Below are 24,436 nucleotides of genomic sequence, written 5' to 3' on the forward strand. Positions count from 1 at the left end.
TTCGGTAAATTTCCCGATCAATTCAATATTCTTTCCTGTTACTTTATACTCAGTGGGAATTCCGGTATCTTCCGGTAAATCTTTTGAGTAAATGTGCCACCCGCTTTCCATGGTTGCATTCAATATCGCTTCATATTGATTGTTCCCCAGATCGTTGATGGTAAATTTAAATTTTACAGGATTTTTTATCTGCGCATTAATCCCTGTTGCTAAAAATAGCAGAATTAATAAAAACCAATTTCTAAATTTCATTGTTCCTTTCATTAAAAATTTTGAGACTCCATTTTGTCTTCTCATCTTTTGTGTATCTTCTATCCTGTCTGAAAATGATGATCCAAAGTACAGAATCATTACTGTCAGTCAGTATTCAGATTTTTGCCTCGCTAAAATAGATAAATTTTCGTCCCTAAAAAACTTAGAAACTTTCTTTTTTTAAGCCTGATGTTTAAAATATTCCGTCTATTGCCTTGATTGCAATAAAACTGTTACTTATTTTACCATTCAAAATGGTTATTGATTTTGTCAATTCTGTTGACTTGGTATTATGATAAAAATCCTTCCAAGACAAAAAACTTTAAGAAAATCAATTCAGGTTTTTTACAATATCTTCTATAGATGCTCTCTTTTTATAGTCTGTATCAAAATGTCTCCATGTAATTTCTTTATTCTCGTTAAGAATGAAAGTTGCCGATACAGGAAGTCTTCCGGAATTATCCGATCTGCTGTTGGAAAAATCTTCTTTTAGTTTTGAATTGTAGAAATTAAGTGTTTCGCTGTCGGGAGTATAAAGAACATCAAATGCTTCTGCAATTTTATACCCCTCATCATATAAAACAGTATAGTCTGTTTTCGTTTTGCTAATTGTCTTTTCTATAAATTCAGGCTTTTCGGGAGAGATGATCACAAGTTTTGCATTTTTTGATTTCAGTTCAGGAGACAGATTTTGTAATGTCTCAATGTATTTGTTACAATAAGGACACCATTGCCCGCGGATAAAAACGATGACCAATTTTTTGTTCTCTTTTGATAAAGAAAATGTATTTCCCAGGTGATCTTTCGCATTGAAATTATCAATCTTATCACCTATCATTTTTCCTTTTACCTGATCTATCATTTTTCCGGTTTGAGATTTCTTTTTTCCAGAACAGAAGCACCAACTCCTAAAAACTGTTCAGCATTATAATATCCGAAGTCATACTGAACCAGCTGTCCCTTTGGATCCAGGAATAAAAAAGAAGGATAGTTGACCACTTTAAATTCTTTAGCCAGATTGATTCCTTCTTTTTCCGCGTCTATAGCAAGATTTACAAAATTTTTGTTGAACATCTCTCCAATTTTGGGATCAGTAAAGGTCTTTTTTGCCATGAGCTTACAAGGTCCGCACCAAGTGGTGTAAAGATCAATGAAGATCAGTTTATTCTCTTTTGCTGCAATTTTTTTTGCGGCCTCTAAATCAATTTTTTGAAAATTGATGCCTGTACTTTGTGCATTAAATGAAATTCCTACTAATATAAGAAGGCTCAATACGATTTTTTTGAACATATATTTCTTTTCTTATTATGTTCTCTGAAAAAGAAAAAAATCACCCATTAATTATGTGGTTGTATGTAATTGTTTGATTTTCAGATTGAAAAAATGCTTTTATTTTTAATCTTTTTGATCTGCTCTACACATTTGTACTTTTGGTTCTGAGCATTATGCCTGGTGGAGTACTGATATTTATTCTGGATTTCCTCCATACTTTTATTTTCAATAAAAATATCATGGATCAGATTTTGACAATGTGAAGAGATAGATTTCATGTAACCCATCAGCTTTTCCCAGTAATATTTTTCATTTTCTATAGCAGCACTTATTTCCTGCTGATGTTCCATGAAATAGCTTTCGGGAGACTCTATATAAAAATTTCTGTTTTTTAATTTCTTTAGCCACAAATTCTTAACAATTCCAATGATATAATTTCCCAGACAGGTTTGAACTTTGAATTCATCGGCATTCAGCTTTTCATAAAGAACCAGCAGTGCATCCTGAAAAATGTCTTCCGCATCTTCCAGATTACCTTTATTATTGAGAACGAATTTTTTGGTATACCCGAAATACTGTTGGTATAAAATTCCAAAAGCTATATTGCTGTCTTTCTTAAAATCATCAACAGCTAACGAATTAGTTGTTCTTCTGTCCACTTTACAGTTATCTTTTTTTGAGTAGTTCTGTCTGCCTGATATCTGCGATCCTGTCTAAAAGGGATAATTCCCAAAATATGGTTTCCGGAATCACACAATAACCAAATCTTTTCCTTGATTAAAGCAGATAATTTTTCGTCCCTAAAAAATTTAGAAACCTTCTTTTTTCCTGAAAACCCTGTCGGATAAAATTCATCTCCATCCTGTTGCTTTCTCAAAAGGAGTGGGAACTTAATCTTTTCTGCATCAAAATCCCATTCAAATCCTTTGTTAACTTCGTCAATGTTTTCAATATCATCTACGAGGTTGATGCTGATCTGGTTTTGGGAAAAATCAAAATGTTCAATCAGTAGTATTTCTTCTTGAGCTCCCTTTTTATCCTTTTTATCAATAAAGATTAATTCATCCCGACTGACAATCAACTGATATTCTTTTGAGAAAAAAGAACTGTTATTTTCTGCTTTAAAAATTTTGGGGATTTCTTCCTCCTGATTGAATCCGTATTTTTTTAAGATCTCAAATTTTACGAAATCACTTTCCTGATCCAGCTTTTCCTTTGATAAGATTTTATAGTCTTTGTTAAATATTGTAAGATGATTTTCTATTTCCTGAACCTGTTTCTGGACAAAATCTTTGGTTTGATTCAATAACAGAGAACTCTTTCTGAAGTTTTCCAGAAAGTGATCATTGGTTTCCATTAGCATAGGAACAATTTCATTTCTGATTTTATTCCTTAGATAATCATTCTTTTTATTCGATAGATCTTCCCGGAATTCGATATTATTTTGTTCGGCAAACTGATAAATTTCTTTTTTTGAAAAATCTAAAAGAGGACGAAGGATAGAATTGTTTTTGGTTGGAATTCCGCTGAGCCCATTGATACCTGCTGCTTTAGACAGATTGATGATAAAAGTCTCCAGTTGATCATTCAGGTGATGGGCTGTAACGAGAAATTCCAGCGTTTCTTTTTCCTGAATTTCTTTAAAAAAGGCGTAGCGAAGTTCTCTTGCCCATAGCTGGATAGAATTTTCTGGTTTCTGATCTTTTTCCGAAACTTCATACAGATGAAATTTTATATGATTTTTCTCACAAAAATTCTGTACTGTTTTCTGATCCAGATCCGAATCATTTCCACGAAGTTTATAATTGATATGAGCTACCTGAAACCGGAACTTTGAATTCTTAATTTCCTGCCCGAAATCCCTGAACAAAGAGGCTAAAACCATAGAGTCGGCACCTCCGCTTACCGCCAGAAGATAAGTGTAGTTTTCCGGCTCGTGAACGAGATTTTTTAACTGATTGATAAAGGTTAATTTTTTCAACATATATGTTGAGAATTTCTTTTATGCAAAGATAACCGATATAATTCAATTGAATTTCCCTAACTTTGAGTAGTCTAAAAATGATTATTTATGAAGATTTTAAAAGTTTTAGCAGTTTCTGCAATGGCGCTGGGAATGACATCTTGTGTCAGCAAAAAGCAGTATGACGCTTTGAGCAGCAATTATAAGCAGTGTATTGAAAACATTGGAGAAAGACAGAGAGAAATTCAGGATTTGAAATCTCAGAACTCTGCATTATCAGGTGAAAACAACTTGCTGAAAAGTCAGCATGATGCTTTAAAATCATCCCTTGATGCATGTCTTTCCAATACAGGAAAAAGTTCTGCTAACATTGATAAACTGGTAGGAGAAATCAATGCTTCCAATTCTTATATCAAGCAACTGATTTCCAATAATGCTAAGAATGACAGCTTAAACCTTGCATTGTCTAACAAACTGAAGAGATCTTTGGATAATGTATCTGATGAAGATGTACAGGTGAAAGTATTGAAAGGAGTGGTAATGATCTCTCTTTCTGACAAAATGCTATACAAAACAGGAGATTACAACATTCTACCTGCTGCTCAGGAGGTGTTAGGTAAAGTAGCAAAAGTAATCAATGATTACGATAAATATTCAGTATTAATTGAAGGTAATACGGATAACGCTCCGTTGAATTCTCCAAATCTACCAAGAGACAACTGGGATCTTTCTGCATTAAGAGGTACTTCTGTAGCTAAAGTTCTTCAGACTCAGTTTGGAGTAGATCCGGCAAGAATTACTGCTGGCGGACGTTCTGAATACAATCCTAAAGCGACTAACATGAGTGTTTCAGGCAGAGGAGAAAACAGAAGAACAGAAATCATCATTATGCCTAAGCTGGATGAGTTTATGAAACTGATGGATATTGCTCCTAAGAAATAATCACTAAAACATATACCATAATAAATCCCGAAGCAATTCGGGATTTATTTTTTATGAGTTGATATGTTTCGGTATATATTGAGTTGATAGTTTTTTCTTTGATGAAGTGACAGTCTTTTTAGAGGACTGTTCAAAATAAAAATTAGTGATGTTCCATACAATCATAATGGCTGAAAAGTAGTATAAATTAAGAATAAGTGCAATTCCTATGTGCATAGAAGTGGTTAGGAAAAGCCATGTTTTTTGTGTTGGTTTGTACCAGATGAAAATCGGGTAGCACATTTCGATGATAATCGTACTCCATCCGATGAAGCTTAAAATGTAAGAGTGTTCTATCAGCCAGCTGAAATCAATATTCAGATCCCTGTTAGAGTAGGGAAGATGGATGGCTTTCCAGATAGATTCACCGTTCCACCAATTGAATCCTAAAGCTTTATCCAACCCGGAAAAGAAATACGCAATAGAAATATGAATCTGAAATAATCTTTTCACCGGAGTAATATTTATAAGACCGGGTTTTCTGTTGAAAATAAAATTTCTCAGTGAAAAATCCTGATCAGCAGGAAAAAGTATCAGATAAAATAAAGACATGCTTGTGAAAAAATCTGCACCATAAGCAAAGAAAGAACTTCCCTTAAGCAGTGCTATTTGCAAGATAAGTAACAACAAAGCAGAAATTCTGGAATAAAATCCGGTAATAACAAATACACACAGTACAATAAATGATACTTTGGTCATCATGATTGTTGTACTTTCTTCAATCCCGAGCGTTTGTAAAAAACTGACTATTTTTGAGAAGGTAATCAGCCAGTCAGGAGTGAAAACACTCATGATGTCCTGTGGAATGATACTGCTGCTTGAAAACAACTTGTCAAAATCTGATAGTACTGCGGTAAACTGTAAGAGGATAACAATTCCTATGGCAACCCGGAAGAAGCTTAAGAATTCTGCCTGGTTATCCTGTTTGAAAAAGAAGTTTTCAATTTTGTTGTAGAGTAATGTACTTAGCTTTTTCATCGCTTTATTATTTAAATTCATCAATGAGAATAAGATTTTCATTCGTTTTTCCCTGCTTGAAATTAGCAATGGTAGGATAGTCGTACAGATAAAGTTTGGTTGTAACGCTTGCTGCTTTTGGATTTTCCTTCATGACATGTGCAGAGATCTGTCTGATGATAATATCCAGATACTGATAATACTTTTTGTCGTATTTATTTTTATCGGAAATTTTATCAAGAAACATATTGAAGACGGTAGTATATCTCACTCTGCTTTCTTTGTTTTTAAAATAAGGCAGGTTTTTTTGTTCCAGGATATTTCCATTTTGGTCTTTTAATTCAAAGCTCATGACAAAGTCGCTGGCAACATTTGGTGCGTAGAAACCATATCCTGTATCAAAACCCGTGTAAGAAGTAAATATGTTGATCGGTTTTGACTGGGCAATGTCTTCGGAAATAGTATACACCAGTGGTTTTTCATAGTTTTTGTTTTCATAATAAAAACCATAATATCCATCAAATGTTCCTTTCATACCAATAATAAAGACCACAAGCAGGATCATAAAAATTCCGGATAACTGAATCTTTCTTTTCATGGCAAAAGATTTTTAAAAAGGCTGTTTTCGGACTAAAAACAGCCTTTTGAGGTTATTTGTAATTCATCAATACACTGTTCAGTTTTACATTGATTCTTGGATCAATAGCTGTATTGACTTTGTAAGATTTTATGATCACATTGGTGAGATTTTTTCTTCCCATAGTTGGCGGGCAAATGGTGTATTCTTCAGCACCTCTTACGGTTAATTTACTTAAAGAGGCAATGTCCTTCTGGCTTAATAATGCTGCATTAGTGGCAACCTGGTTATTTTGAATAGCATAATAATTGGCACCCAGTTCTTTAGCTCCGTATTTTTTCAGAATCCCTTCTACTTTTGCTCTCAGATCACCATATTTTGTCCAGTCGATGTTGGCTTTCATAAGACATCCGCGGATCACATACTGTCTGTTGATTTTGTAAATTATAAAATTGGTACCCAAACTGTTGTGATGAAGTTTTTGTAGGCTTAATAAACTTTTCATGTCTTCATCAGAGATTTTTTTCACATCTTTCAGAATGTAATTGTTGTCTACAATGTAATTGCCCTTTTCTTTATAAAAAGACATCTCCTGAGGCTTTAACTGGGAAAAAATAATAACAAGTCCCACTATAGCTCCAATTAATAATAAAGTCTTTGTTTTCATGTGGTTGTTTTTAAAATATCCCTACTCTGTTTTAGGATTTTCGGGTTCCTCCTTGATTTGAATGTTTCATGGTTGAAAAACTTATATCAAAGGTAAAGGCACATGAATAGATATGCATAAGTGTTTTTCCTGTTTTTTTGTGAGGATTTTGACTTTTGAAGATGAGGTTTGAACCAGGATTTCCTGAATATAATAGCTGATAATGGAGGTTTCAAGCGATAGGATATTGCTTAAATTGCGAATTTAGGTAAAGGCTTGTAGTATGAAACGCAGAAAGATTATGCTGATTGAATGTTGGGGAAAGGGTGATCCCGAAAGAGATATGGTTGCTGGGCTTTAAAGCAAAAATAAATCCCGAAGGTGGCCGGGATTTATTTTTTAATCAAATTAATTCTTCCTTTTTCAAGAGAGAAATAATTCGTTGCAAAAATGAAGTGGATATTTCTTTCTTAGTTTTTGCTGCAGAAGCATCAGCTCTACCTCTCGGTATGACTGTTTTGCGATTCTCATGGTTAGTTTGTGTCTCTCCTGCAATCATCTTGTTTCTCTTAGTGTTTTTACCCCTTATTCTTATTGCAAACTTATCATTAATACCATTACGATAACACCCGTATTTTCACGGTATTTCATATGGGGTTTTCACTGATATAAATAAGAGTATTTATTTTGTGAATAAATTTAATAGGTATAATTCGTTGATTAATAAAAGAATATGTATATTTAAATCTCCATTAAAGGAAATAATTAAAGAGGTGTCCGAAAATCTAAAGAGTAGGAAATTAATACTAAACTAAAATCATTATGAAAAATTTAAAAAAACTTTCAAGAGAAGCAATGAAAACTGTACAAGGTGCTATTAATGGGTGTAATCCACAGATATTTTGTACTAGTCCACAAACAAAGTGTTGCCCAGGATGGGTTTGTGCTGGTATAAGACAATATTGTATAGCCATATAATAAAATTTAGATCTGGCTAAGAAAAAGAGAGGGATTGATTTCTCTCTTTTTTTGTATCTTATTATTGGGTTTAAAAACTAGCTTTAAAATCCTTAAATTTGCTTAAATTAAAATGGTATGAGTTTTTTTGAAGAAAAGAATCCTGAAATGGACAGATATTTGGAAACACATGCTTCTTCGGAATCCGAAATTCTGAGAAAGCTGAGAAGGGAGACTTATCAGAAGACGACACAGCCTCATATGATTTCCGGTTATCAGCAGGGAAGATTATTAACGATTATTTCCCAGATGCTGCAGCCGAAAAGTATTCTGGAAATCGGAACATTTACAGGATATGCTACCTTATGTCTTGCGTCAGGATTAGCAAAAGACGGAAAAATAACGACTCTGGACGTTAACGAAGATCTTGCCTATCTTCCGAAAAAATATTTTGAGTCAAGCGAATATGCCAGTCAGATTGATTTTAAGCTTCAGGATGCTAAAGAATATTTAAAAGAAACAGATAAATTTTTTGATCTGATTTTTGTAGATGCCGATAAAGAAAATTACGCCGAATATTTCAGACTGATTAAACCACATACAAAATCCGGGACTGTGATTCTGTTTGATAATGTTCTGTGGTACGGAAAAGTTTTGGAAGAAAACCCAAAGCTAAAATCTACCCTGTCTATCCAGGAATTAAATGATTTGGCAGCAAAAGATGAAGATTTTGAAAATCTTATTCTACCTTTGCGTGATGGAGTCAACTTTCTTCGCAGAAAGTAATTAAAATATCCAGAGATTAAAACATTTAAAGAAGATATAGTTTGTATTTTTTCTTTAAATTATTCAATCTTTAAATTGAGAGTTAATGAATAAAGGAATTTGTATTGTTACAGTAGCGCCGGTTCGTGCAGAGAATTCTGACAGAGCTGAAATTGTTACGGAAATATTGTTTGGAGAAAGTGCAGATATTTTGGAAGTAGATAAAAACTGGACCAAAATAAAAATGCATTACGATGGTTATGAAGGATGGATGGATACCAAACAATTGAAACCAGTGACGGATGAAGAGCTGGCCAAAAGAAAAGTTACTGTTGTTACTGAAGATTTTTCTTCCGTCTTGATGAATGATGGAAAGACCTTACTGTCTATGGGTTCCGAAGTGGAATTTCCAGTGGTTGCTTCCAGAAGAAGTCATGATGTAAGAGAAAGCATTGCTATGGCAGCAAAAGAATTCCTTAACGTACCTTATCTGTGGGGCGGTAAAAGCTTTTTTGCCGTAGACTGCTCAGGGTTTACCCAATTGGTTTATAAAATTCATAATATCAAAATACCTAGAGACGCTTCACAGCAGGCTGAGGTAGGAGAAGCGCTTACTTTTGTAGAAGAGACACAGCCAGGAGATCTTGCTTTCTTTGAAAATGCAGAAGGAAAAATTATCCACGTAGGAATAATGCTTGACAATCAAAAGATCATCCATGCTTCCGGAAAAGTAAGAATTGATACGCTGGATTCCACAGGAATTTTCAATAAAGAAATGAACAAGCATACTCATAAACTGAGAGTGCTGAAAAGTGTAATTTAATTCTTATTAAATTTAATCTGAAATGGAAAATATTCTCTTTACAATTTTTGATATTTTTAATTTTGGATGGGTCGCTTTTCTATGGTGGTTTACCTTCAAAAACTATAACAACCTGCCAGAGAGAATTCCTGTGCATTTTGATATGGAAGGAAAAGCTGATGGATTTGGTGGAAGAATGTATGCCTTTCTGATGCCTGTATTGGCTTTGGGATTATATGCTCTATTCGTTTATGGAATGAGACATCCTGAAGATACTAATTTCCCCGTAGAAATTACAGAACAGAATATGAATGCTCAGTTTTTGGTTATGAAAATCGGATTGAGAATTCTTTTTGTGGTACTGGCAGTCATTTTTACAAATATCCAGGACTATATGTTTAGATATGCTGTAGATGAGAAGGCGAAACCAAAAATTTCATTCGCCACTATCTTTTTATCAGTTGTGTTATTTACTCCTGCATTACTTTTTATTGCCTATCTATTTAAATGATACATTCTAAAGAAAATTCAGAGCATTATATCTGGGGAAACCAATGTGACAGCTGGATCCTTAAAAATACGCATAACTTATCCATCAAGCAGGAAAAGGTGCCGGCAGGAACTTCAGAAAAACTTCACTATCATAAAGTAGCAGAACAGTTTTTTATATGCTGAAAGGAGTTGGGGTATTCAGCATCAATGATGAGAAATTTTTTGTTAAGCAGGGAGAATCCATTTCTATAGAACCCGGATCAAAACATTTTATCTCTAATGAATCTACCGAAGAAATTGAGTTTTTAGTCATATCCAATCCTTCTACGGATCATGACAGAATTGAAATTAAAGAATAATTAAAATGGCTTTTCTCTATAATATATTTATTGCTCTTCTTACTTTCGGAATGAAGGTTTTGCATTAATTAATGATAAAACTAAAAAAGGCGTTGAAGGAAGAACGCGGTCACTGGATAAAGTGAAATCTGCATTTTCAAAAACAGATAAAGTGATCTGGATGCACGCCGCCAGCCTTGGAGAATATGAGCAGGGTTTACCCGTTCTGGAAAAGCTCAAAGAAAATTTTCCTCAACACAAAATACTGGTAACTTTCTTTTCACCTTCAGGATATGAGAATGTTATTAAAAAGAAACATATTGCAGATGTGATCTGTTACTTACCCTTCGATAAAAAAAGCACTGTAAAAGAATTTACAGCTCAGTTTAAGGCTGAACTATTTTTTACGGTTAAATATGATTATTGGTATAACCTCCTTGCTGAATTAAAAAATAAAGGAACAAAGATCTATGTGATTTCTGCACTATTCTATGAAAGACAATCTTTCTTTACCTCCTATGGAAAATGGTTTGTAAAACAGCTTCAGAAAAATGTAGACTGGTTTTTTCATCAGACTCAGTTCTCATTGGCTTTAGCGAAAAGTATAGGATTAATAAAGTCTTCTGTAACGGGAGATACAAGATTTGACAGGGTAAAACAGCTTCGCAAGCGGGATAATCATGTAGACTTCATTGCAGACTTCATCGGAGAAAATAAAGCAGTTGTTTTCGGAAGTTCATGGCAGTCAGAAGAGAAAATAGCAGAAGTGGTTTCCCGCAAAAATAATACGATGAAACTTATCATAGCTCCTCATGATCTGAAAAGAGTAGAGCATTTAAAAAATATATTTCCGGACGCTTTATTGTATAGCGAAATCCAAAGTACTCCGTTACCAACTTTCAATTCTCAAATTCTGATCATAGACAGCATTGGTTTACTATCAAAACTATATTCTTATGCAGATGTAGCGGTTGTAGGTGGTGGATTTCATGATGCAGGGCTTCACAATATTCTGGAAGCAGCAACCTTTGGAGTTCCTGTGGTCTTTGGAAATCATTACAAAAAGAATCCGGAAGCAGATGATCTGATTGCTGCCAATGGCGGAAAGTCTTTTCCTGACGAATATACAGCCTCAGAATTCGTGTTATTCCTCTTGAATGAAGAGAATAGAGAAGAACTTGAAGAAATGTCTCAAAATGCCGGAAAATTTGTAGAGGAAAAACCTGATTCTACCAAAATGATTCTTCAAAAAATCTTAGCGTAGATATCCCTGACTTTTCATTTCCTTCATAACCTGGTCAATGTTTTCAGGAATCCTGTCGCATTCAAGCCAGTTAATATCAAGACCATTGTTGGTACATAGCTTTTGAAGATAATGGTTCTCTGAGATTTTCTTTTGGGTATCACGAAGATATTCATCAATTTCCATCCAGTAATCTTCATCTAGTTTTTTTACCAAGATTAATGATTTAAAGACTTTATTGATGATGTAAATATAAAGCTTGTAAACATTGTCAAACCTTTGTCTGCTGAGGTCTCCATTGTTTTCCAACACTTTGTTTACAAGAAGAAGATTCAGAGAAACATCCCCGAATTTATCAGTGGTGATTTTGACGTGCTCTGTAATTTCAGCACTTATTTTTCGAACGACAGTCAGGAAATATTTGGCATTTCCTACATATTTTGAAGCCAGAAGAAGCTGCTCTTCCACATGATCTTCCATAGCATTCCTTTTGTCGTCTGTAGTTTCCGGATCAATGAGTTCAAAATAGAGCTTTTTAGACAATAATTTATCCTTTCTCAGGAGTCTGAAAATAAGTTTGTCCTTCTCCGCTCCGGAAAAAGCACTCAGAGCAGCTTTGAACTCTTTTGAATATTCCATTAATTAAAAATTTTCGAGTATTTCAGGAATCCGTTTAACGCCCAGTTAGCCGTGTAATACAACGATTTTATTGCAGAGAATCCCATGAAATCTTTATAGACAAGATATTGATCTTTGATGATGTTTTTTTTGTTTCTGGAAACACTGTTTTCACGCATTCTGTATTTGGCCATGGTCTTTTTTACAGGAATCCCTTCTGGAATTACTTTCAAAAGATTCAGCCACATCACATGATCTTCTCGTTTACTTTTTATCGGAAAGAAAAATTTCCCAACTCTTTTGGTGTCGTAAATGGTGGAAACCGGAGCCAGCCTGCAGGTTTTCAATAAATTAGAAAAAGTAACAATTTTATCTGCTTCAAAATCTTTTAAAATGGGTTCCATTGTATATTCATGACATCTTGAGTAATTACAATAGGCCAGTTCTGCATTATTTTCCTGAAGAAAAGTAATCATGGTTTCCAGATATTCAGGATACCACAAATCATCAGAATCTAGGAATGCAATATACCTTCCCTTAGCTCTTTCAAGACTTTTATTTCTGGCATTTCCGGCACCTCCGTTTTTCTCTAATACATGCAGTTTTATTCTTGGATCATTATATTTTTTAATGATTTCTGCTGTATTATCTTTGGAGAGGTCGTCAGTGATCAGCCATTCCCAGTTTTCATAGGTTTGGTTAAGGACAGACTGTATGGTTTCCTCGATAAATTCTGCGGAATTGTAGCAAGGCGTTATAATGGAGACAAGATCTTTCATTTATGTTTTCTAAACTACAAAATTATAAAAATCTTTTTTCATAAAGATGCCAGGAGCTTACTCCTACAGCAATCACCACCAGCATACATACCAAGGCCATTACAAAAGGGTTATAATCTTCGAATAATCCTAAAGTCTGGAAAGTTCTGATAATAGGGAAATGGAAGATGTATATTCCGTAGGTGAAATCACCATATTTCCCAAAGTTATTTAAGAATTTGAATGAATAGGCGATATACATTACGATAACCCCGATCATCATGGGAGAAAAAAGCTGGATTTTTAAAAATAAATCAATCCATACAGTCGCAATAGCAATAATGAAAATGATATTTTTATGTTGGATGAATTTATCAAAATTAAAATAAATAAGCATTCCGGGGATAAAATAGGATAATGTTCCGGGAAGCTGTTTGGCAAGTGAAATTTTATTTAAAGATTCAAAATAATTGAGATAAATAAGTGATAGGAAGTATAAAATAACCAGACTTATATTCCTGTATTTATTATTCTTTCCGAAAAGCAAAAACAACAAAGGAACAGAGAAATAGTAGCACATTTCTATTTTTAGTGTCCAAAGGGCACCATTCACAGCCTGATTTCCAAAAACTCCTGGAAGCCAGGGGGCTTTAAAATTTAAAAATAATGAATTCCAGAAAAGATATTTGTAAACTTGTGTATTGCTGAAATACTCGGTGAAGGAATAGGTGCTTACCAAACTTAATAAAATAGCACATAAAAAAATAACCAATAAGTAAGCAGGAACAATTCTTTTGATTCTCTTTTTTAAATAACTTTTCAGGCTTGAAGACCTGTCATAGCTCCTTGCAATAAGAAATCCACTCACTGCAAAAAAACCGAAAACGGCAATTTCTATAGGGCTGTGCTCAAAAATTTTGAGATCAGGAGAAGCGCTGAGGGTGCCAAGATGTCCCAGAAAGACAATAAAGGCGAGGAGAACACGTATAAAGTCAAAATTGTTTTTCGTTATATCCTGCATTTGTATTTTGTTTCCTGCAAAAATAACTCTTTTAATAGAATGTTCGGTGCTCATACATTCATTATTTGTTAAATAAAGGGAAAATGAGGTCTTCGTGTTTTTAAATATATAGAAATAAAGGAAGATGAAATAATTTTTCATAAAAAATAGTAATATAAATCAAAAAAATTATAATTTTAGCGCTTGAAAAAATTGATCTATGAAGAAATTAGCATTACTATTTGCAGGTTTGTCACTGTTTGCCGCTACAGGATGTAGTGATAGCAATGATACTGTTTTGGAAGCTCCTCTGGTTGGGACCTGGCAACCCTTAAAAGAAGTGGTTACTACTGTTGAGACTGGTGAAGATCCGGTTTCTAACACGATAACTTATACAGACTGCCAGAAGCAGACCAGATGGTGGTTCAGCGTTGATTCCAAAGGGGGAAAAACGAACTGGGGAGATACTGCCACACCTGGACAGTGTGCTATTCTTTCTGATATAAAATTCAACTATACCTATAATAAGGAAGGGAAAGATGTTCAGATAAAAATTCAGGGAGTAGTAGAGCCTCAGAATGCAAAGATTATTACGTTGGATAATACAACGCTCAATCTTGCTGTAAGGGAAGAGACTCAGGATCCTACTATATTCCAGACAAGAACTTATACTTTCAAAAGAGTTCCGCAATAATAATATACTTCAGGACATAAAAATAGATCTCATCCCCGGATGGGATTTTTTTGTTGAGCACAGAATGGCAATTCATTATAAATTAAATTTCTATTTACTTTAAAATCATTAATTTTGTGAATCTTGTCAAAAAGAAAAATAATTCAGTCTAACATATAACAGATATATAAAGTGTTTTACGATCATCAGCAGATAGAAAAAAAGTGGCAGAAATACTGGGAGGAAAATCAAACCTATAAAACCTCTAATAACACAGACAAACCTAAGTTTTATGTACTCGATATGTTTCCGTATCCATCAGGAGCAGGACTTCACGTAGGTCACCCGCTGGGATATATTGCATCAGATATCTATGCGAGATACAAAAGACACCAGGGGTTTAATGTACTTCACCCGGTAGGATATGACAGCTTTGGACTCCCTGCTGAACAGTATGCGATCCAGACAGGACAGCATCCGGCTGTTACTACAGAACAAAACATCAACAGATACGAGGAGCAACTGAAAAAAATTGGATTCTCATTCGACTGGAGCAGAGAAGTAAGAACTTCAGACGCTTCTTATTATAAATGGACACAATGGATTTTTATCCAATTGTACCACTCATGGTATAATAAAAATACCGACAAAGCAGAATCTATTGATTCATTAATTCAGCATTTCGAAGAAAAAGGAACAGAGGGATTAAATGCCAATCAGAATGACGAATTAAATTTCACAGAAGAAGAATGGAAAGTTGCTTCCGATCTAGATAAAGAAGACATCCTATTAAACTATCGTCTTGCTTACAGAGCAGAAACGACAGTAAACTGGTGCCCCGCATTAGGAACAGTACTGGCAAATGATGAAGTGAAGGATGGAAAATCAGAAAGAGGAGGATTTCCTGTATTCCAAAAGAAAATGATGCAGTGGAGCATGAGAATTTCTGCTTATTCTGAAAGATTATTACAGGGATTAAATACATTAGACTGGCCACAGCCGTTGAAAGATTCTCAGGAATACTGGATTGGAAAATCTCAGGGAGCACAGCTTCAGTTCAAAGTAGAAGGACATGACGAAGTCGTTGAGGTATTCACCACAAGACCTGATACTATCTTTGGAGCAACCTTTATGGTATTGGCTCCGGAAAATCCTTTAGTGGAAACCATTACTACAGATGCTCAAAAAGTAGAAGTAGATACTTATATTGAAGAAACTTCCAAAAAAACGGAGAGAGACAGAATGTCTGACGTGAAAAACGTGAGCGGAGCTTTCACCGGAAGTTATGCAGTCAACCCATTCAGCAATGAAAAAATGCCGATCTATATTTCAGACTATGTATTGATGGGATATGGAACAGGAGCTGTAATGGCAGTTCCCGCACACGATGAGCGTGACCACAGATTTGCGAAGAAATTTAATCTTGAAATCAAAAAAGTGGTAGAAACTGAAGAAGATGTTCAGGAAAAATCTTTTGATTCCAAAGATTCTGTTTGTGTAAACTCCGATTTCTTAAACGGATTACATTATAATGAAGCGAAAGCAAAAATGATTTCCGAGATCGAAACGAAAGGAATCGGTCATGGAACTACCAACTACAGACAGCGTGATGCTATTTTCTCAAGACAGCGTTATTGGGGAGAACCTGTTCCTATATATTATAAGGATGGAATGCCTTACACGCTGCCAGCTTCTGCTTTACCATTAGAACTTCCTGAAGTTGAAAAATATTTACCAACAGAAGACGGAGATCCACCACTAGGAAACGCAAGAGAATTTGCATGGGATGAAGCTAATCAGAAAGTAGTTGCTACAGAACTTATTGATGATAAAACAATTTTCCCGTTAGAATTATCTACAATGCCAGGTTGGGCAGGAAGCTCATGGTATTTCCTTAGATATATGGATCCTAACGACGAAGAAACCTTTGTTAAAAAAGAATTAGCAGATTACTGGGGACAGGTAGACCTATATATAGGAGGAAGCGAGCACGCAACCGGTCACTTATTATATTCCCGTTTCTGGAACATGTTCCTAAAAGACAGAGGATATATCAGCCATGATGAACCGTTCCAGAAATTGATCAACCAGGGGATGATCTTGGGAATGAGTGCATTTGTATACAGAATTGAAGGTACTAATCAATATGTATCTAAAAATTTAGCTAAAGATTACCAGACTCAGCAGATCCACGTAGACGTATCCTTATTAAAAGGAACTTCTGATGAATTGGATACAGAAGCCTTCAAAGCATGGAGACCGGATTATGCAGATGCCGAATTTATTCTGGAAGACGGAAAATACATCACAGATCGTGAAGTAGAAAAAATGTCTAAGTCAAAATATAACGTAGTAAACCCTGATGATATCTGTGAAGAATACGGAGCAGATGGGTTAAGATTATATGAAATGTTCTTAGGACCGTTAGAACAATCTAAGCCTTGGAATACTCAAGGATTAAGTGGAGTATATGGTTTCCTTAAAAAATTCTGGAACCTGTATTTCAACGGAGACGTATTTGAAGTTTCGGATGAAGAACCTACAAAAGCAGAATATAAAGTTTTACATACCTTAATAAAGAAGGTAGTATATGATATTGAAAATTTCTCTTTCAATACATCCGTATCATCATTTATGATTGCAGTAAACGAGCTGCAGAAAATAAAATGCAACAAACGCAATATTTTAGAGCCGCTTGCCGTTATCATTTCTCCGTATGCACCTCACATTTGTGAAGAACTATGGAGTTTATTAGGAAACGGAACATCTATTGAGTTTGAAAAATTCCCAGCATTGAATGAGGATTATCTGGTGGAAGACGAAATTGAGTATCCGGTAAGCGTAAACGGTAAAATGAAGTTCAAAATTTCACTTTCAGCTCAATTATCTGCCAAGGAAGTAGAAGATTTGGTGATTTCGAATGAGAAAATGCAACAGATTCTGGAGGGTAAAACCCCTAAAAAAATCATTGTAGTCCCTCACCGTATTGTGAATATCGTAATTTAAAAAAAAATTAACATTGGGAAATTAAAAAAAATGGGTGTCTTATTTTTTGATTTTTTAACTCAAATGTTAAATTTGGAAAAAATAAATAAAATAATTTAAAATAATTATTATTTCGAAATCGTATTAAAATTTCTTTATCAAAAAAAGCAAAATGTTTAATTAAGACTCTTGCATTTTAATTAATTTTGCCTTTAATTTACACCCTGTAAAATTTTAAAACAATATAATTTAGTTAAATATGGAAATGAATGTTTCAAAAATGATGAGCAAGTAGTTGCTAGAAAGGCAGGAGGTTTAAATCCAGCTGTTATTATTCCTATTCTATTTGCTATAGGAGTATGTATTTATTTATTCGTTCTTGGGAGCCCAGGAAACTTTAAAGATGCAGATAAACTAGGAAGTGGTTCTGTAGCCTTTTCAAGTGTTGAAGGAAAAGACATTCACCCAGAATCGTTCTTAGGTATTATTTACAAAGGAGGGGTTATCGTACCAATCTTGATTACTTTCATGATTACTGTAATCGTTTTCTCTTTTGAAAGATATTTCGTTCTTGGTAAAGCTGCTGGAAAAGGAAACTTAGACAACTTCGTTGTACAAGTAAGAAGCTTACTAAACCAAAACAAAATTGACGAAGCTATCGAAGAGTGTGACAGACAACAAGGTTCTGTAGGTAACGTAGTGAAAGAAGGTCTTACTACTTACAAAGCACTTTCTCACGATAACACATTAAATAAGGAGCAGAAAATGGTAGCACTTAACAAAGCTATCGAAGAAGCTACAACTCTTGAGATGCCAATGCTTGAGAAAAACATGATGATTCTTTCTACTCTAGGTACAGTTGCAACCCTAATCGCACTACTTGGAACAGTAATCGGGATGATCAAGGCGTTCTTCGCATTAGGTTCAGGAGGTGGTACTCCAGATGCTGCTGCTCTATCTACAGGTATCTCTGAAGCCTTGATCAACACGGCATTAGGTATTGGTACTTCAGCAATCGCTATTATCCTTTATAACTTCTTTACATCTAAAATTGATGGATTAACTTACAAGATCGACGAGATCTCTATGAGTATCCAACAATCTTTCGCTGAATTCAACTAAGAATTAGCAAGATATTTGCATTAGCAATTAAAAGAAGTTTAATTAAAAATATTTTATAATAATGGCGAGAGTCAAACCTAAAAGACATGGAGTCGTAACGGACATGACCGCAATGTGTGACGTTGCGTTCCTACTTCTTACGTTCTTTATCTTGACCACTCAGTTTAAAAAACCTGACGTGGAGCAGATCAAACCGCCATCTTCAATTTCGGAAAAATTGCTTCCTGATGCTAGTTTAATGACTATCAACGCTACTCCGGACGGAAAATTCTATTTCCAGCCGGTAGAAAATGCATCAGAAAGAATAGCTCTTTTGGATAAAATGGGACAAAAGTATGGGATTACTTTTGACAACAACCAAAAAGCTGCTTTCCAGAAAGTTCAGGCAATTGGAGTTCCAATGAACCAACTAAAAGGGTATTTGGATTTGCCTGCAGATGAGCAGAAAAATTATAGAAGTCCATCAGGAATTCCTATGGACAGTACAAATAAGCAATTAATTGATTGGGTAAAAGAAAGTTTGAGCGTTAACCCTGACTACAAGTTAGCTATTAAAGGTGACGTTACAACGCAATACCCTAAAGTGAAAAGCCTATTTGAAGGTTTAAGAGATATTGATTTTCTTAAATTTTGGTTGATTACATCACAAGAAGGTAAACCTAACGAATAATATCGATAGAAATGGCAGAAGTACAAGTACAGGAAAAAGGCGGCAAGGGCGGCAAGGTCCGTTCCAAGAAGCAGAACACCAGAGTCGATATGACTCCGATGGTAGACTTGGGTTTTCTATTGATTACCTTCTTTATGTTCACAACTACATTTAGTAAACCGAACGTTATGGATTTGGGTCTTCCGGCAAAACCGAAAGATGAAAAACAAAAACCACCTCCAACAGAAATTAAACTTTCAAACTCAATTTCTATCTTATTAGGAAAAGACAATAGAGTTTTTTGGCACCAGCAGGATGCAACTTCCTTGAATGACCAAACTCTTATGGAAACTACTCTTGATAGAGAAGGAATTAGAAAAGTAATTCAGCAGGCAAAATCTAGAGCTGCAGATCAAACAAAATTTACCGTGATCATTAAGCCAACTGACGATGCTATATATAAGAACTTTGTTGATATTCTTGACGAAATGGCAATTACCAAAAGTGAGCAGTACGGGGTTACTGACATCAAACCTTGGGAAAAAGCTATTTATGAGAAGAAAGTAGGAGGTGCTGCTGCACCAGCTGCTACAAAGTAATTTAACCATAAAATTGTATATCTAATCTATGGCAGATGAAAATGTATACGGTCAGAATCTTACTTTAGACGAGATCGTATTTGAAAATAGAAACAAGGAATATGGTGCCTATGATCTTAGACATCAGTATCCGAGACTTTTAACAAAGTCTTTTATCATCGGAACAGCATTATTCCTTTTGGCAGCTTTGTCTCCGTTCATCTATCTTACGATTAAAAATCTTACAGCTCCGCCTAAGCAAGAAGTAAAGGCAGATCTGGTAGATATTATCGAAGAAGATCCGATTATCGAGCAGCCTAAAGAGGAAGAACCACCTCCACCACCTCCACCACCAAAAGAGGAGGAGAAAATTGAGGTGATTCAGAACGTAGTTCCTGAGCCTGTAAAAGCTCCGAAAATTGAGACACCACCACCACCAATTTCTAAGCAGTTGGAAACAACAACTGGTCTACAGAATCAGGAGGGGGTAAAGGCTCCAGCTTATACGCCACCACCACCACCACCATCTACAGGTACTAAAGCTAGTACTGCAGAAGTGAAGACGAACAACCCGAACGAGATCTATAAAGATGTTGACCAGTCTGCAGAATATCCTGGAGGTATGGGAGCATTAAGAAAGTTCTTGGGAGATAACTTCGATACTTCTCTAATGGAAGGAGGTGAAGGAACGCTTAAAGCTAAGCTGAAGTTCGTTGTAGAAAAAGACGGAACTGTTTCTGCTGTTACTATTGAGGAGAAATCTCCAAATGGTGACTTCAACAGTGAAGCTGTACGTGTAGTTAAGAAACTTAAAAAATGGACTCCTGCGAAGAGAAACGGGGAGAGCGTTAGATCTTACTATAGTGTACCATTTACTATGAACTTTGAATAAGATTTATTTGTTCAAAATATAAATAAAAAGAGAAGCATATGCTTCTCTTTTTATTTTTTTTGGTATTTTTGTTACATGATGTTCAATTGGTTATCCCTGGTTACGGGATTGTTTTATATCGTTTTAGGAATTGTAGTGATTGTCTACAAATTCTTCTTTACTACTTTAGAACCTGCTATTGCCTATGCATTAGGTGTAGTACTGATTATCTATGGTATTTTTAGAATTTACAGGGCGATCTCAAGAATTAAAAAATCGAGAAATGAAGAATAGTTTTAAGCTTGTAATAATTTTTGTTTTGAGCATAATGCTTGCAAGCTGCAAAAAGGAGAAAAACGCTCCTTCATATCACAAAGGTGAGCTTACAATTTTTACTGACGAGTCCTTTCAAAGCGTTACAGAAGCACTAGCTGACGGCTATATGATCAACTATCCTGACACGCACATCAAAGTAGAAACAAAGAAAGAAGATTTAGGACTTCTTGATCTTCTGAAAGGTAGTGCGAAAGCAGTGGTTATGTCCAGAAATCTTACTCCTGAAGAAATAAAAACATATGAAGAAAGAACGGATCTGAAGTTCCTTCCCTCTAAATTTGCTGCAGATGCAGTAGTTTTTGTAGTTCCTAAAGACTCTCCTAAAGAAAGTATCTCCATGGAAGAAATCAATGCCGGGTTGATGTCTGATAAAAAAGAATTTATCTTTGATGGAACTAACTCAAGTAATCTGAATTTTGTCGCTGAAAAATTAAAAAAACAGCCAAAAGACCTTCAATTTTCTATTATTCCGGGAAATCAGAAGATTATAGAGGAATTAGGAAAATATCCTAATAAAATAGGTGTTGTAGGGCTCAATACTTTTAGCCGTCCTTATGATAAAACTTCAGAGAAATTAAGAGAAATGGTTAAAGTTCTTCCTGTGGTAAATAAAGGAAAATTGTACAATGCAGATTTCGAAGGACTTCGTACCATGGAATATCCATTCACAAGGGTACTTTATTTCTTGATTAATGAAGGTAATTTTAATATTGCCAATGGATTTATAAGATTTTCATGTACTCACCTAGGTCAAAAAATTGTACAGAAAGAAGGGCTGCAACCTTATAATATTTATAAGAGAGAGGTTCAGATGCGTTAAAAAATATTAAATTCGCAATTTATCCTTATTAAAAATTTTGATTTGGTCTGAAAATTGTGTAGAATAAAACTCAATTATTAGAAAATATAAAATGAAAGATATAATGAATATGAATGTAAAGAAGATTGCTTTTGGAGCAGCCGTGGTATTTTTTACCGGTTTTGCCTCTGCACAAACACTGCAGGATGGTATCAACAGTATAGATAGTGATAAATTTGCTCAGGCAAAAACAAATTTCACTGAAATGATCGCTAAAGAGCCTACAGCTGAGAACTACTTCTATTTGGGAAATACTTTCTTAAGACAAGGAGAGCCAGATTATGCTAAGGCAACTGAAAGCTTCAACAAAGGATTAGCTGCTGATGCAAAAAGCTATCTAAACAAAATTGGTTTAGCTGCTGTTAAATTAGGGAAAGGTGATAAAAATGCCGTAGCTGAAATTCAGAAAGTAGTTACTGATTCAAGAGAAAAAGATGCTGAAGTTCTTTTCAGAGCCGCAGAAGCTTTAACTTTATTTGAAAAGAATAGTTCACCTGATCTTGCTATCCAGTTTTTAACTAAAGCAATCGAGAAAGCTGAGAAAAAAGGTGTGCCTGCACATTATTATTATACATTAGGAGATGCTTACAGACTAAAAAGAATGCCGGGAGAGGCTATGTCTGCTTATGATAAAGCATTACCTACTGCTAAAAATAAAGCTTCCGTTTATACAAGAATGGCAACTTTATGGATGGCAGCACAACAGTGGCAGCAAGCGAAGCAAAACATTGATAAAGCTATCGGTGTAGATGCTACTTATGCTCCTGCGTATAAGGCATTGGCTGGTTATGATATCAGATATCAGCAGAATGCAAAAGCAACACAAGACCTTATCAACTATACAAAGTATGCTGATGAAGATCCATATACTCAGTTAGAAATTGCAAAATTATACTTCACTAATGAAGATTATGCAAACTCTAAAACTGTTTTAGACAAGATTTTTGATAAAATCGATGACCCTATCAAGTTCAAATTAAGAGCTTACCAGTCATATGCTGATAAAAATTATGCTGACGCTAAGCAAAATATGGATACGTTTGTTTCTCAAGCTGAGAAAACAAGAGTACAACCTGCTGACCAAGGTTTACAAGGACTTATTGCTGCAGGTTTAGCAAAAGACGAAAAGGATGCTGCTAAAAAAACAGCTTTAATGACAGAGGCTCAGCAAAAAGTGGCTATTGCTAAAGCGGCTAAAGATGAAACAATGAAGTGGGATCTTGAATTAGCTAACATCGCTGGAGGTGGTGGTGTATCTCAGTCAGAAGTTGATAAAGGACCTACTAACCCTGCTATTGAAGCATTGAAACAGAAAATTGCTGCTAACAGCCAGGATTCTGATTCATTATTTAAGCTAGCTACTGCTTATCAGGATATCAAAAACTGGAACGGAGCAATCCTTACATGGCAAAAAATGTCAGCGCTACTTCCTGACTGGGCTCCAGCTTACTATAGTCAGGGATATTCTTACCAACAGGCAGGAAACAATGATGCGGCAAAAATTGCTTATGAGAAATTCATTAGTACAGTAAAACCTGCTGATCAGGAAGCAAACAAGCAAACACTTGCTTATGCTTATTTCGCTGTAGCATATATGAGCAAAGACTCTGATGCTGCTAAAGCAAAAGATTATGTAGCAAAATCTCTACAGTTGGATCCTACTTATCAGGATGCTGTAAAATTAAATGCAGAGATCAACAAATAATTTAAAGATTAAATTATAGATATTAAAACTTCCCATTCGTAATGTTTGGGAAGTTTTTATTTTAAACTTATCTTTGATTTTATGAAAACTGATATACTTGCTTTTGGAGCACATCCTGATGATGTAGAATTAGGGTGTGGAGGAACTATTGCTAAAATGGTTTCGGAGGGTAAAAAATGTGTGGTTATAGATCTTACAAGAGGAGAGCTCGGAACAAGAGGTACAGATGAAACCAGAAGAACTGAAGCTGCAGACGCTGCTAAAATTTTAGGACTCTCCGCAAGAGAGAACCTGGGAATGAAAGATGGCTTTTTGGTAAATTCTGAAGAATACCAAATGAGGATCGTAAAAATGATCCGCAAATACAGACCAGAAATCGTTTTAGCTAATGCAAATGATGATAGACATCCAGATCATGCAAAAGGAGCGAAATTAGTATCAGATGCGTGCTTTTTGTCCGGACTGAGAAAAATTGAAACCTTATTAGATGGAGAAACTCAGGAAGTGTGGAGACCGAAGCATGTTTTTCATTATATTCAGTGGAAAGACATCAAACCGGAATTTGTAATTGACATCTCAGAACATCTTAGCACAAAATTAGAAGCTTGCATGGCTTATAAAACTCAGTTTTATGATCCGGCTTCCAAAGAGCCTGAGACTCCAATTACCACAAAAGACTTTTATGAGAGTTTAACATATCGGGCACAGGATTTAGGGCGATTATCGGGAGTAACTTACGCTGAGGGCTTTACATCTGAAAAGTTAATTTCTTTGAAAAATTTTGATGGAATTGTTTGGTAGTTGAGGAAATTGTCCTATATTTGCACTCAGAAAACGGTGATTGTAGCTCAGTTGGTTAGAGCGTCGGATTGTGGTTCCGAAGGTCGGGGGTTCGAGACCCCTCATTCACCCAAAGAAAGTACACTTTTTTGAAAGTGTACTTTTTTATTTTATACCTGTTTCAGTTGTAGAGATTACTTATTTTTATCATTTTTTCTTTAACGTTTTTTCTTCTTCACACCAATAATTCTTCTCTT

28 protein-coding genes, 1 tRNA gene and 2 pseudogenes are annotated in these 24,436 nt (G+C 35.0%); 20 read left to right on the forward strand and 11 right to left on the reverse strand.

The annotated features are described in order from the left end of the window. The 5 genes and pseudogenes from BOQ62_RS05035 to tilS form a co-directional block, all read right to left on the reverse strand. Window positions 1-351, reverse strand: a pseudogene (locus tag BOQ62_RS05035) (hypothetical protein); the annotation flags it as partial. Between the two features lie 232 nt (window positions 352-583). Then, window positions 584-1,114, reverse strand: a complete 531-nt coding sequence (locus BOQ62_RS05045) for a peroxiredoxin-like family protein (RefSeq protein WP_129037639.1) — start codon at window positions 1,112-1,114, stop codon at window positions 584-586. Then, on the reverse strand, window positions 1,111-1,542 hold the full coding sequence (locus BOQ62_RS05050; RefSeq protein WP_129037641.1) for a thioredoxin family protein: 432 nt from the start codon (window positions 1,540-1,542) through the stop codon (window positions 1,111-1,113). The genes BOQ62_RS05045 and BOQ62_RS05050 overlap by 4 nt, the downstream gene beginning before the upstream one ends. Window positions 1,543-1,622: 80 nt before the next feature. After that, window positions 1,623-2,183 carry an RNA polymerase sigma factor gene (locus tag BOQ62_RS05055; protein WP_129037642.1) on the reverse strand — a complete coding sequence of 187 codons (561 nt, stop codon included), beginning with the start codon at window positions 2,181-2,183 and terminating at the stop codon, window positions 1,623-1,625. Next, entirely contained in the window at window positions 2,156-3,508 is a 1,353-nt protein-coding gene (tilS, locus tag BOQ62_RS05060; protein ID WP_129037644.1) for a tRNA lysidine(34) synthetase TilS, read from the reverse strand. Before tilS ends, BOQ62_RS05055 begins: the two co-directional genes overlap by 28 nt. Window positions 3,509-3,595: 87 nt before the next feature. Between tilS and BOQ62_RS05065 the strand changes: the two genes are divergently transcribed. After that, entirely contained in the window at window positions 3,596-4,429 is an 834-nt protein-coding gene (locus BOQ62_RS05065) for an OmpA family protein (protein ID WP_129037646.1), read from the forward strand. A gap of 51 nt (window positions 4,430-4,480) precedes the next feature. On the opposite strand, the gene BOQ62_RS05070 is transcribed toward BOQ62_RS05065, so the two are convergent. Genes BOQ62_RS05070 through BOQ62_RS05080 form a run of 3 tightly spaced genes read right to left on the reverse strand, consistent with a single transcriptional unit; the run spans window position 4,481 to window position 6,669 of the window. Further along, window positions 4,481-5,488 (reverse strand): HTTM domain-containing protein, encoded by a 1,008-nt coding sequence (locus tag BOQ62_RS05070; RefSeq protein WP_228413725.1) that lies wholly within the window; start codon window positions 5,486-5,488, stop codon window positions 4,481-4,483. Then, window positions 5,454-6,023, reverse strand: coding sequence for a hypothetical protein (locus tag BOQ62_RS05075; RefSeq protein ID WP_129037648.1), 570 nt, complete (start codon window positions 6,021-6,023; stop codon window positions 5,454-5,456). Before BOQ62_RS05075 ends, BOQ62_RS05070 begins: the two co-directional genes overlap by 35 nt. Before the next feature lie 52 nt (window positions 6,024-6,075). After that, entirely contained in the window at window positions 6,076-6,669 is a 594-nt protein-coding gene (locus tag BOQ62_RS05080) for a hypothetical protein (protein WP_129037650.1), read from the reverse strand. A 287-nt stretch (window positions 6,670-6,956) separates the two neighbouring features. Here BOQ62_RS05080 and BOQ62_RS05085 point away from each other — a divergent pair, with 287 nt between their 5' ends. From BOQ62_RS05085 to BOQ62_RS05110, 8 genes are all read left to right on the forward strand, one after another. Further along, entirely contained in the window at window positions 6,957-7,274 is a 318-nt protein-coding gene (locus BOQ62_RS05085; protein WP_129037652.1) for a hypothetical protein, read from the forward strand. A 196-nt stretch (window positions 7,275-7,470) separates the two neighbouring features. After that, complete coding sequence (locus tag BOQ62_RS24245; RefSeq protein WP_410494181.1) at window positions 7,471-7,626, forward strand: CCPGW family putative bacteriocin; 156 nt, start codon at window positions 7,471-7,473, stop codon at window positions 7,624-7,626. Window positions 7,627-7,743: 117 nt separating this feature from the next. After that, window positions 7,744-8,391: an O-methyltransferase gene (locus tag BOQ62_RS05090; RefSeq protein WP_129037654.1), complete on the forward strand. Its 648-nt coding sequence runs from the start codon at window positions 7,744-7,746 to the stop codon at window positions 8,389-8,391. Between the two features lie 85 nt (window positions 8,392-8,476). Next, window positions 8,477-9,193: a C40 family peptidase gene (locus BOQ62_RS05095; RefSeq protein ID WP_129037656.1), complete on the forward strand. Its 717-nt coding sequence runs from the start codon at window positions 8,477-8,479 to the stop codon at window positions 9,191-9,193. A 22-nt stretch (window positions 9,194-9,215) separates the two neighbouring features. After that, window positions 9,216-9,683 (forward strand): DUF1648 domain-containing protein, encoded by a 468-nt coding sequence (locus BOQ62_RS05100; protein WP_129037658.1) that lies wholly within the window; start codon window positions 9,216-9,218, stop codon window positions 9,681-9,683. Next, window positions 9,680-9,847 carry a hypothetical protein gene (locus tag BOQ62_RS22975; RefSeq protein WP_228413727.1) on the forward strand — a complete coding sequence of 56 codons (168 nt, stop codon included), beginning with the start codon at window positions 9,680-9,682 and terminating at the stop codon, window positions 9,845-9,847. The genes BOQ62_RS05100 and BOQ62_RS22975 overlap by 4 nt, the downstream gene beginning before the upstream one ends. Continuing rightward, window positions 9,841-10,023, forward strand: a complete 183-nt coding sequence (locus BOQ62_RS22980) for a cupin domain-containing protein (RefSeq protein ID WP_228413731.1) — start codon at window positions 9,841-9,843, stop codon at window positions 10,021-10,023. Before BOQ62_RS22975 ends, BOQ62_RS22980 begins: the two co-directional genes overlap by 7 nt. A gap of 121 nt (window positions 10,024-10,144) precedes the next feature. Then, window positions 10,145-11,266, forward strand: a complete 1,122-nt coding sequence (locus BOQ62_RS05110; protein ID WP_317127359.1) for a 3-deoxy-D-manno-octulosonic acid transferase — start codon at window positions 10,145-10,147, stop codon at window positions 11,264-11,266. On the opposite strand, the gene BOQ62_RS05115 is transcribed toward BOQ62_RS05110, so the two are convergent. The 3 genes from BOQ62_RS05115 to BOQ62_RS05125 are packed head-to-tail and all read right to left on the reverse strand — an operon-like array spanning window position 11,258 to window position 13,696. Continuing rightward, window positions 11,258-11,884 (reverse strand): deoxyuridine 5'-triphosphate nucleotidohydrolase, encoded by a 627-nt coding sequence (locus BOQ62_RS05115; RefSeq protein ID WP_129037660.1) that lies wholly within the window; start codon window positions 11,882-11,884, stop codon window positions 11,258-11,260. The genes BOQ62_RS05110 and BOQ62_RS05115 overlap by 9 nt on opposite strands. After that, window positions 11,884-12,642, reverse strand: coding sequence for a glycosyltransferase family 2 protein (locus BOQ62_RS05120; protein ID WP_129037662.1), 759 nt, complete (start codon window positions 12,640-12,642; stop codon window positions 11,884-11,886). The genes BOQ62_RS05115 and BOQ62_RS05120 overlap by 1 nt, the downstream gene beginning before the upstream one ends. 22 nt (window positions 12,643-12,664) lie before the next feature. Then, window positions 12,665-13,696, reverse strand: a complete 1,032-nt coding sequence (locus BOQ62_RS05125; RefSeq protein WP_164976684.1) for an acyltransferase family protein — start codon at window positions 13,694-13,696, stop codon at window positions 12,665-12,667. A gap of 145 nt (window positions 13,697-13,841) precedes the next feature. On the opposite strand from BOQ62_RS05125, the gene BOQ62_RS05130 reads away from it, so the two are divergent. The 11 genes and pseudogenes from BOQ62_RS05130 (at window position 13,842) to BOQ62_RS05180 (ending at window position 24,311) form a co-directional block, all read left to right on the forward strand. Further along, complete coding sequence (locus tag BOQ62_RS05130) at window positions 13,842-14,315, forward strand: lipocalin family protein (RefSeq protein ID WP_129037666.1); 474 nt, start codon at window positions 13,842-13,844, stop codon at window positions 14,313-14,315. A gap of 171 nt (window positions 14,316-14,486) precedes the next feature. Further along, the gene (gene leuS, locus BOQ62_RS05135) at window positions 14,487-17,300 is read left to right on the forward strand and encodes a leucine--tRNA ligase (protein WP_129037668.1); all 2,814 of its coding nucleotides are present in this window, start codon (window positions 14,487-14,489) and stop codon (window positions 17,298-17,300) included. A 238-nt stretch (window positions 17,301-17,538) separates the two neighbouring features. Then, window positions 17,539-18,401: pseudogene (locus tag BOQ62_RS05140) on the forward strand (MotA/TolQ/ExbB proton channel family protein). A 61-nt stretch (window positions 18,402-18,462) separates the two neighbouring features. Beyond that, the gene (locus BOQ62_RS05145; RefSeq protein WP_129037672.1) at window positions 18,463-19,071 is read left to right on the forward strand and encodes an ExbD/TolR family protein; all 609 of its coding nucleotides are present in this window, start codon (window positions 18,463-18,465) and stop codon (window positions 19,069-19,071) included. 11 nt (window positions 19,072-19,082) lie between these two features. After that, a complete protein-coding gene (locus tag BOQ62_RS05150) occupies window positions 19,083-19,649 on the forward strand; it encodes an ExbD/TolR family protein (RefSeq protein WP_129037674.1) in 567 nt (188 codons plus the stop codon). Window positions 19,650-19,677: 28 nt separating this feature from the next. Further along, on the forward strand, window positions 19,678-20,520 hold the full coding sequence (locus BOQ62_RS05155) for an energy transducer TonB (RefSeq protein WP_129037676.1): 843 nt from the start codon (window positions 19,678-19,680) through the stop codon (window positions 20,518-20,520). A gap of 75 nt (window positions 20,521-20,595) precedes the next feature. Next, on the forward strand, window positions 20,596-20,793 hold the full coding sequence (locus BOQ62_RS05160; RefSeq protein ID WP_185126146.1) for a DUF308 domain-containing protein: 198 nt from the start codon (window positions 20,596-20,598) through the stop codon (window positions 20,791-20,793). Continuing rightward, complete coding sequence (locus BOQ62_RS05165; RefSeq protein WP_129037678.1) at window positions 20,783-21,655, forward strand: PstS family phosphate ABC transporter substrate-binding protein; 873 nt, start codon at window positions 20,783-20,785, stop codon at window positions 21,653-21,655. Before BOQ62_RS05160 ends, BOQ62_RS05165 begins: the two co-directional genes overlap by 11 nt. 91 nt (window positions 21,656-21,746) lie before the next feature. After that, window positions 21,747-23,399, forward strand: a complete 1,653-nt coding sequence (locus BOQ62_RS05170) for a tetratricopeptide repeat protein (protein WP_129037680.1) — start codon at window positions 21,747-21,749, stop codon at window positions 23,397-23,399. 81 nt (window positions 23,400-23,480) lie between these two features. Further along, window positions 23,481-24,200, forward strand: coding sequence for a bacillithiol biosynthesis deacetylase BshB1 (gene bshB1 / locus BOQ62_RS05175; protein ID WP_129037682.1), 720 nt, complete (start codon window positions 23,481-23,483; stop codon window positions 24,198-24,200). Between the two features lie 35 nt (window positions 24,201-24,235). Next, window positions 24,236-24,311, forward strand: a tRNA-His gene (locus tag BOQ62_RS05180). Window positions 24,312-24,436: the final 125 nt, after the last annotated feature.

Origin of the sequence: Chryseobacterium sp. CH21 (genome assembly GCF_004119445.1) — a bacterium.
Taxonomy (GTDB): Bacteria; Bacteroidota; Bacteroidia; order Flavobacteriales; family Weeksellaceae; genus Chryseobacterium.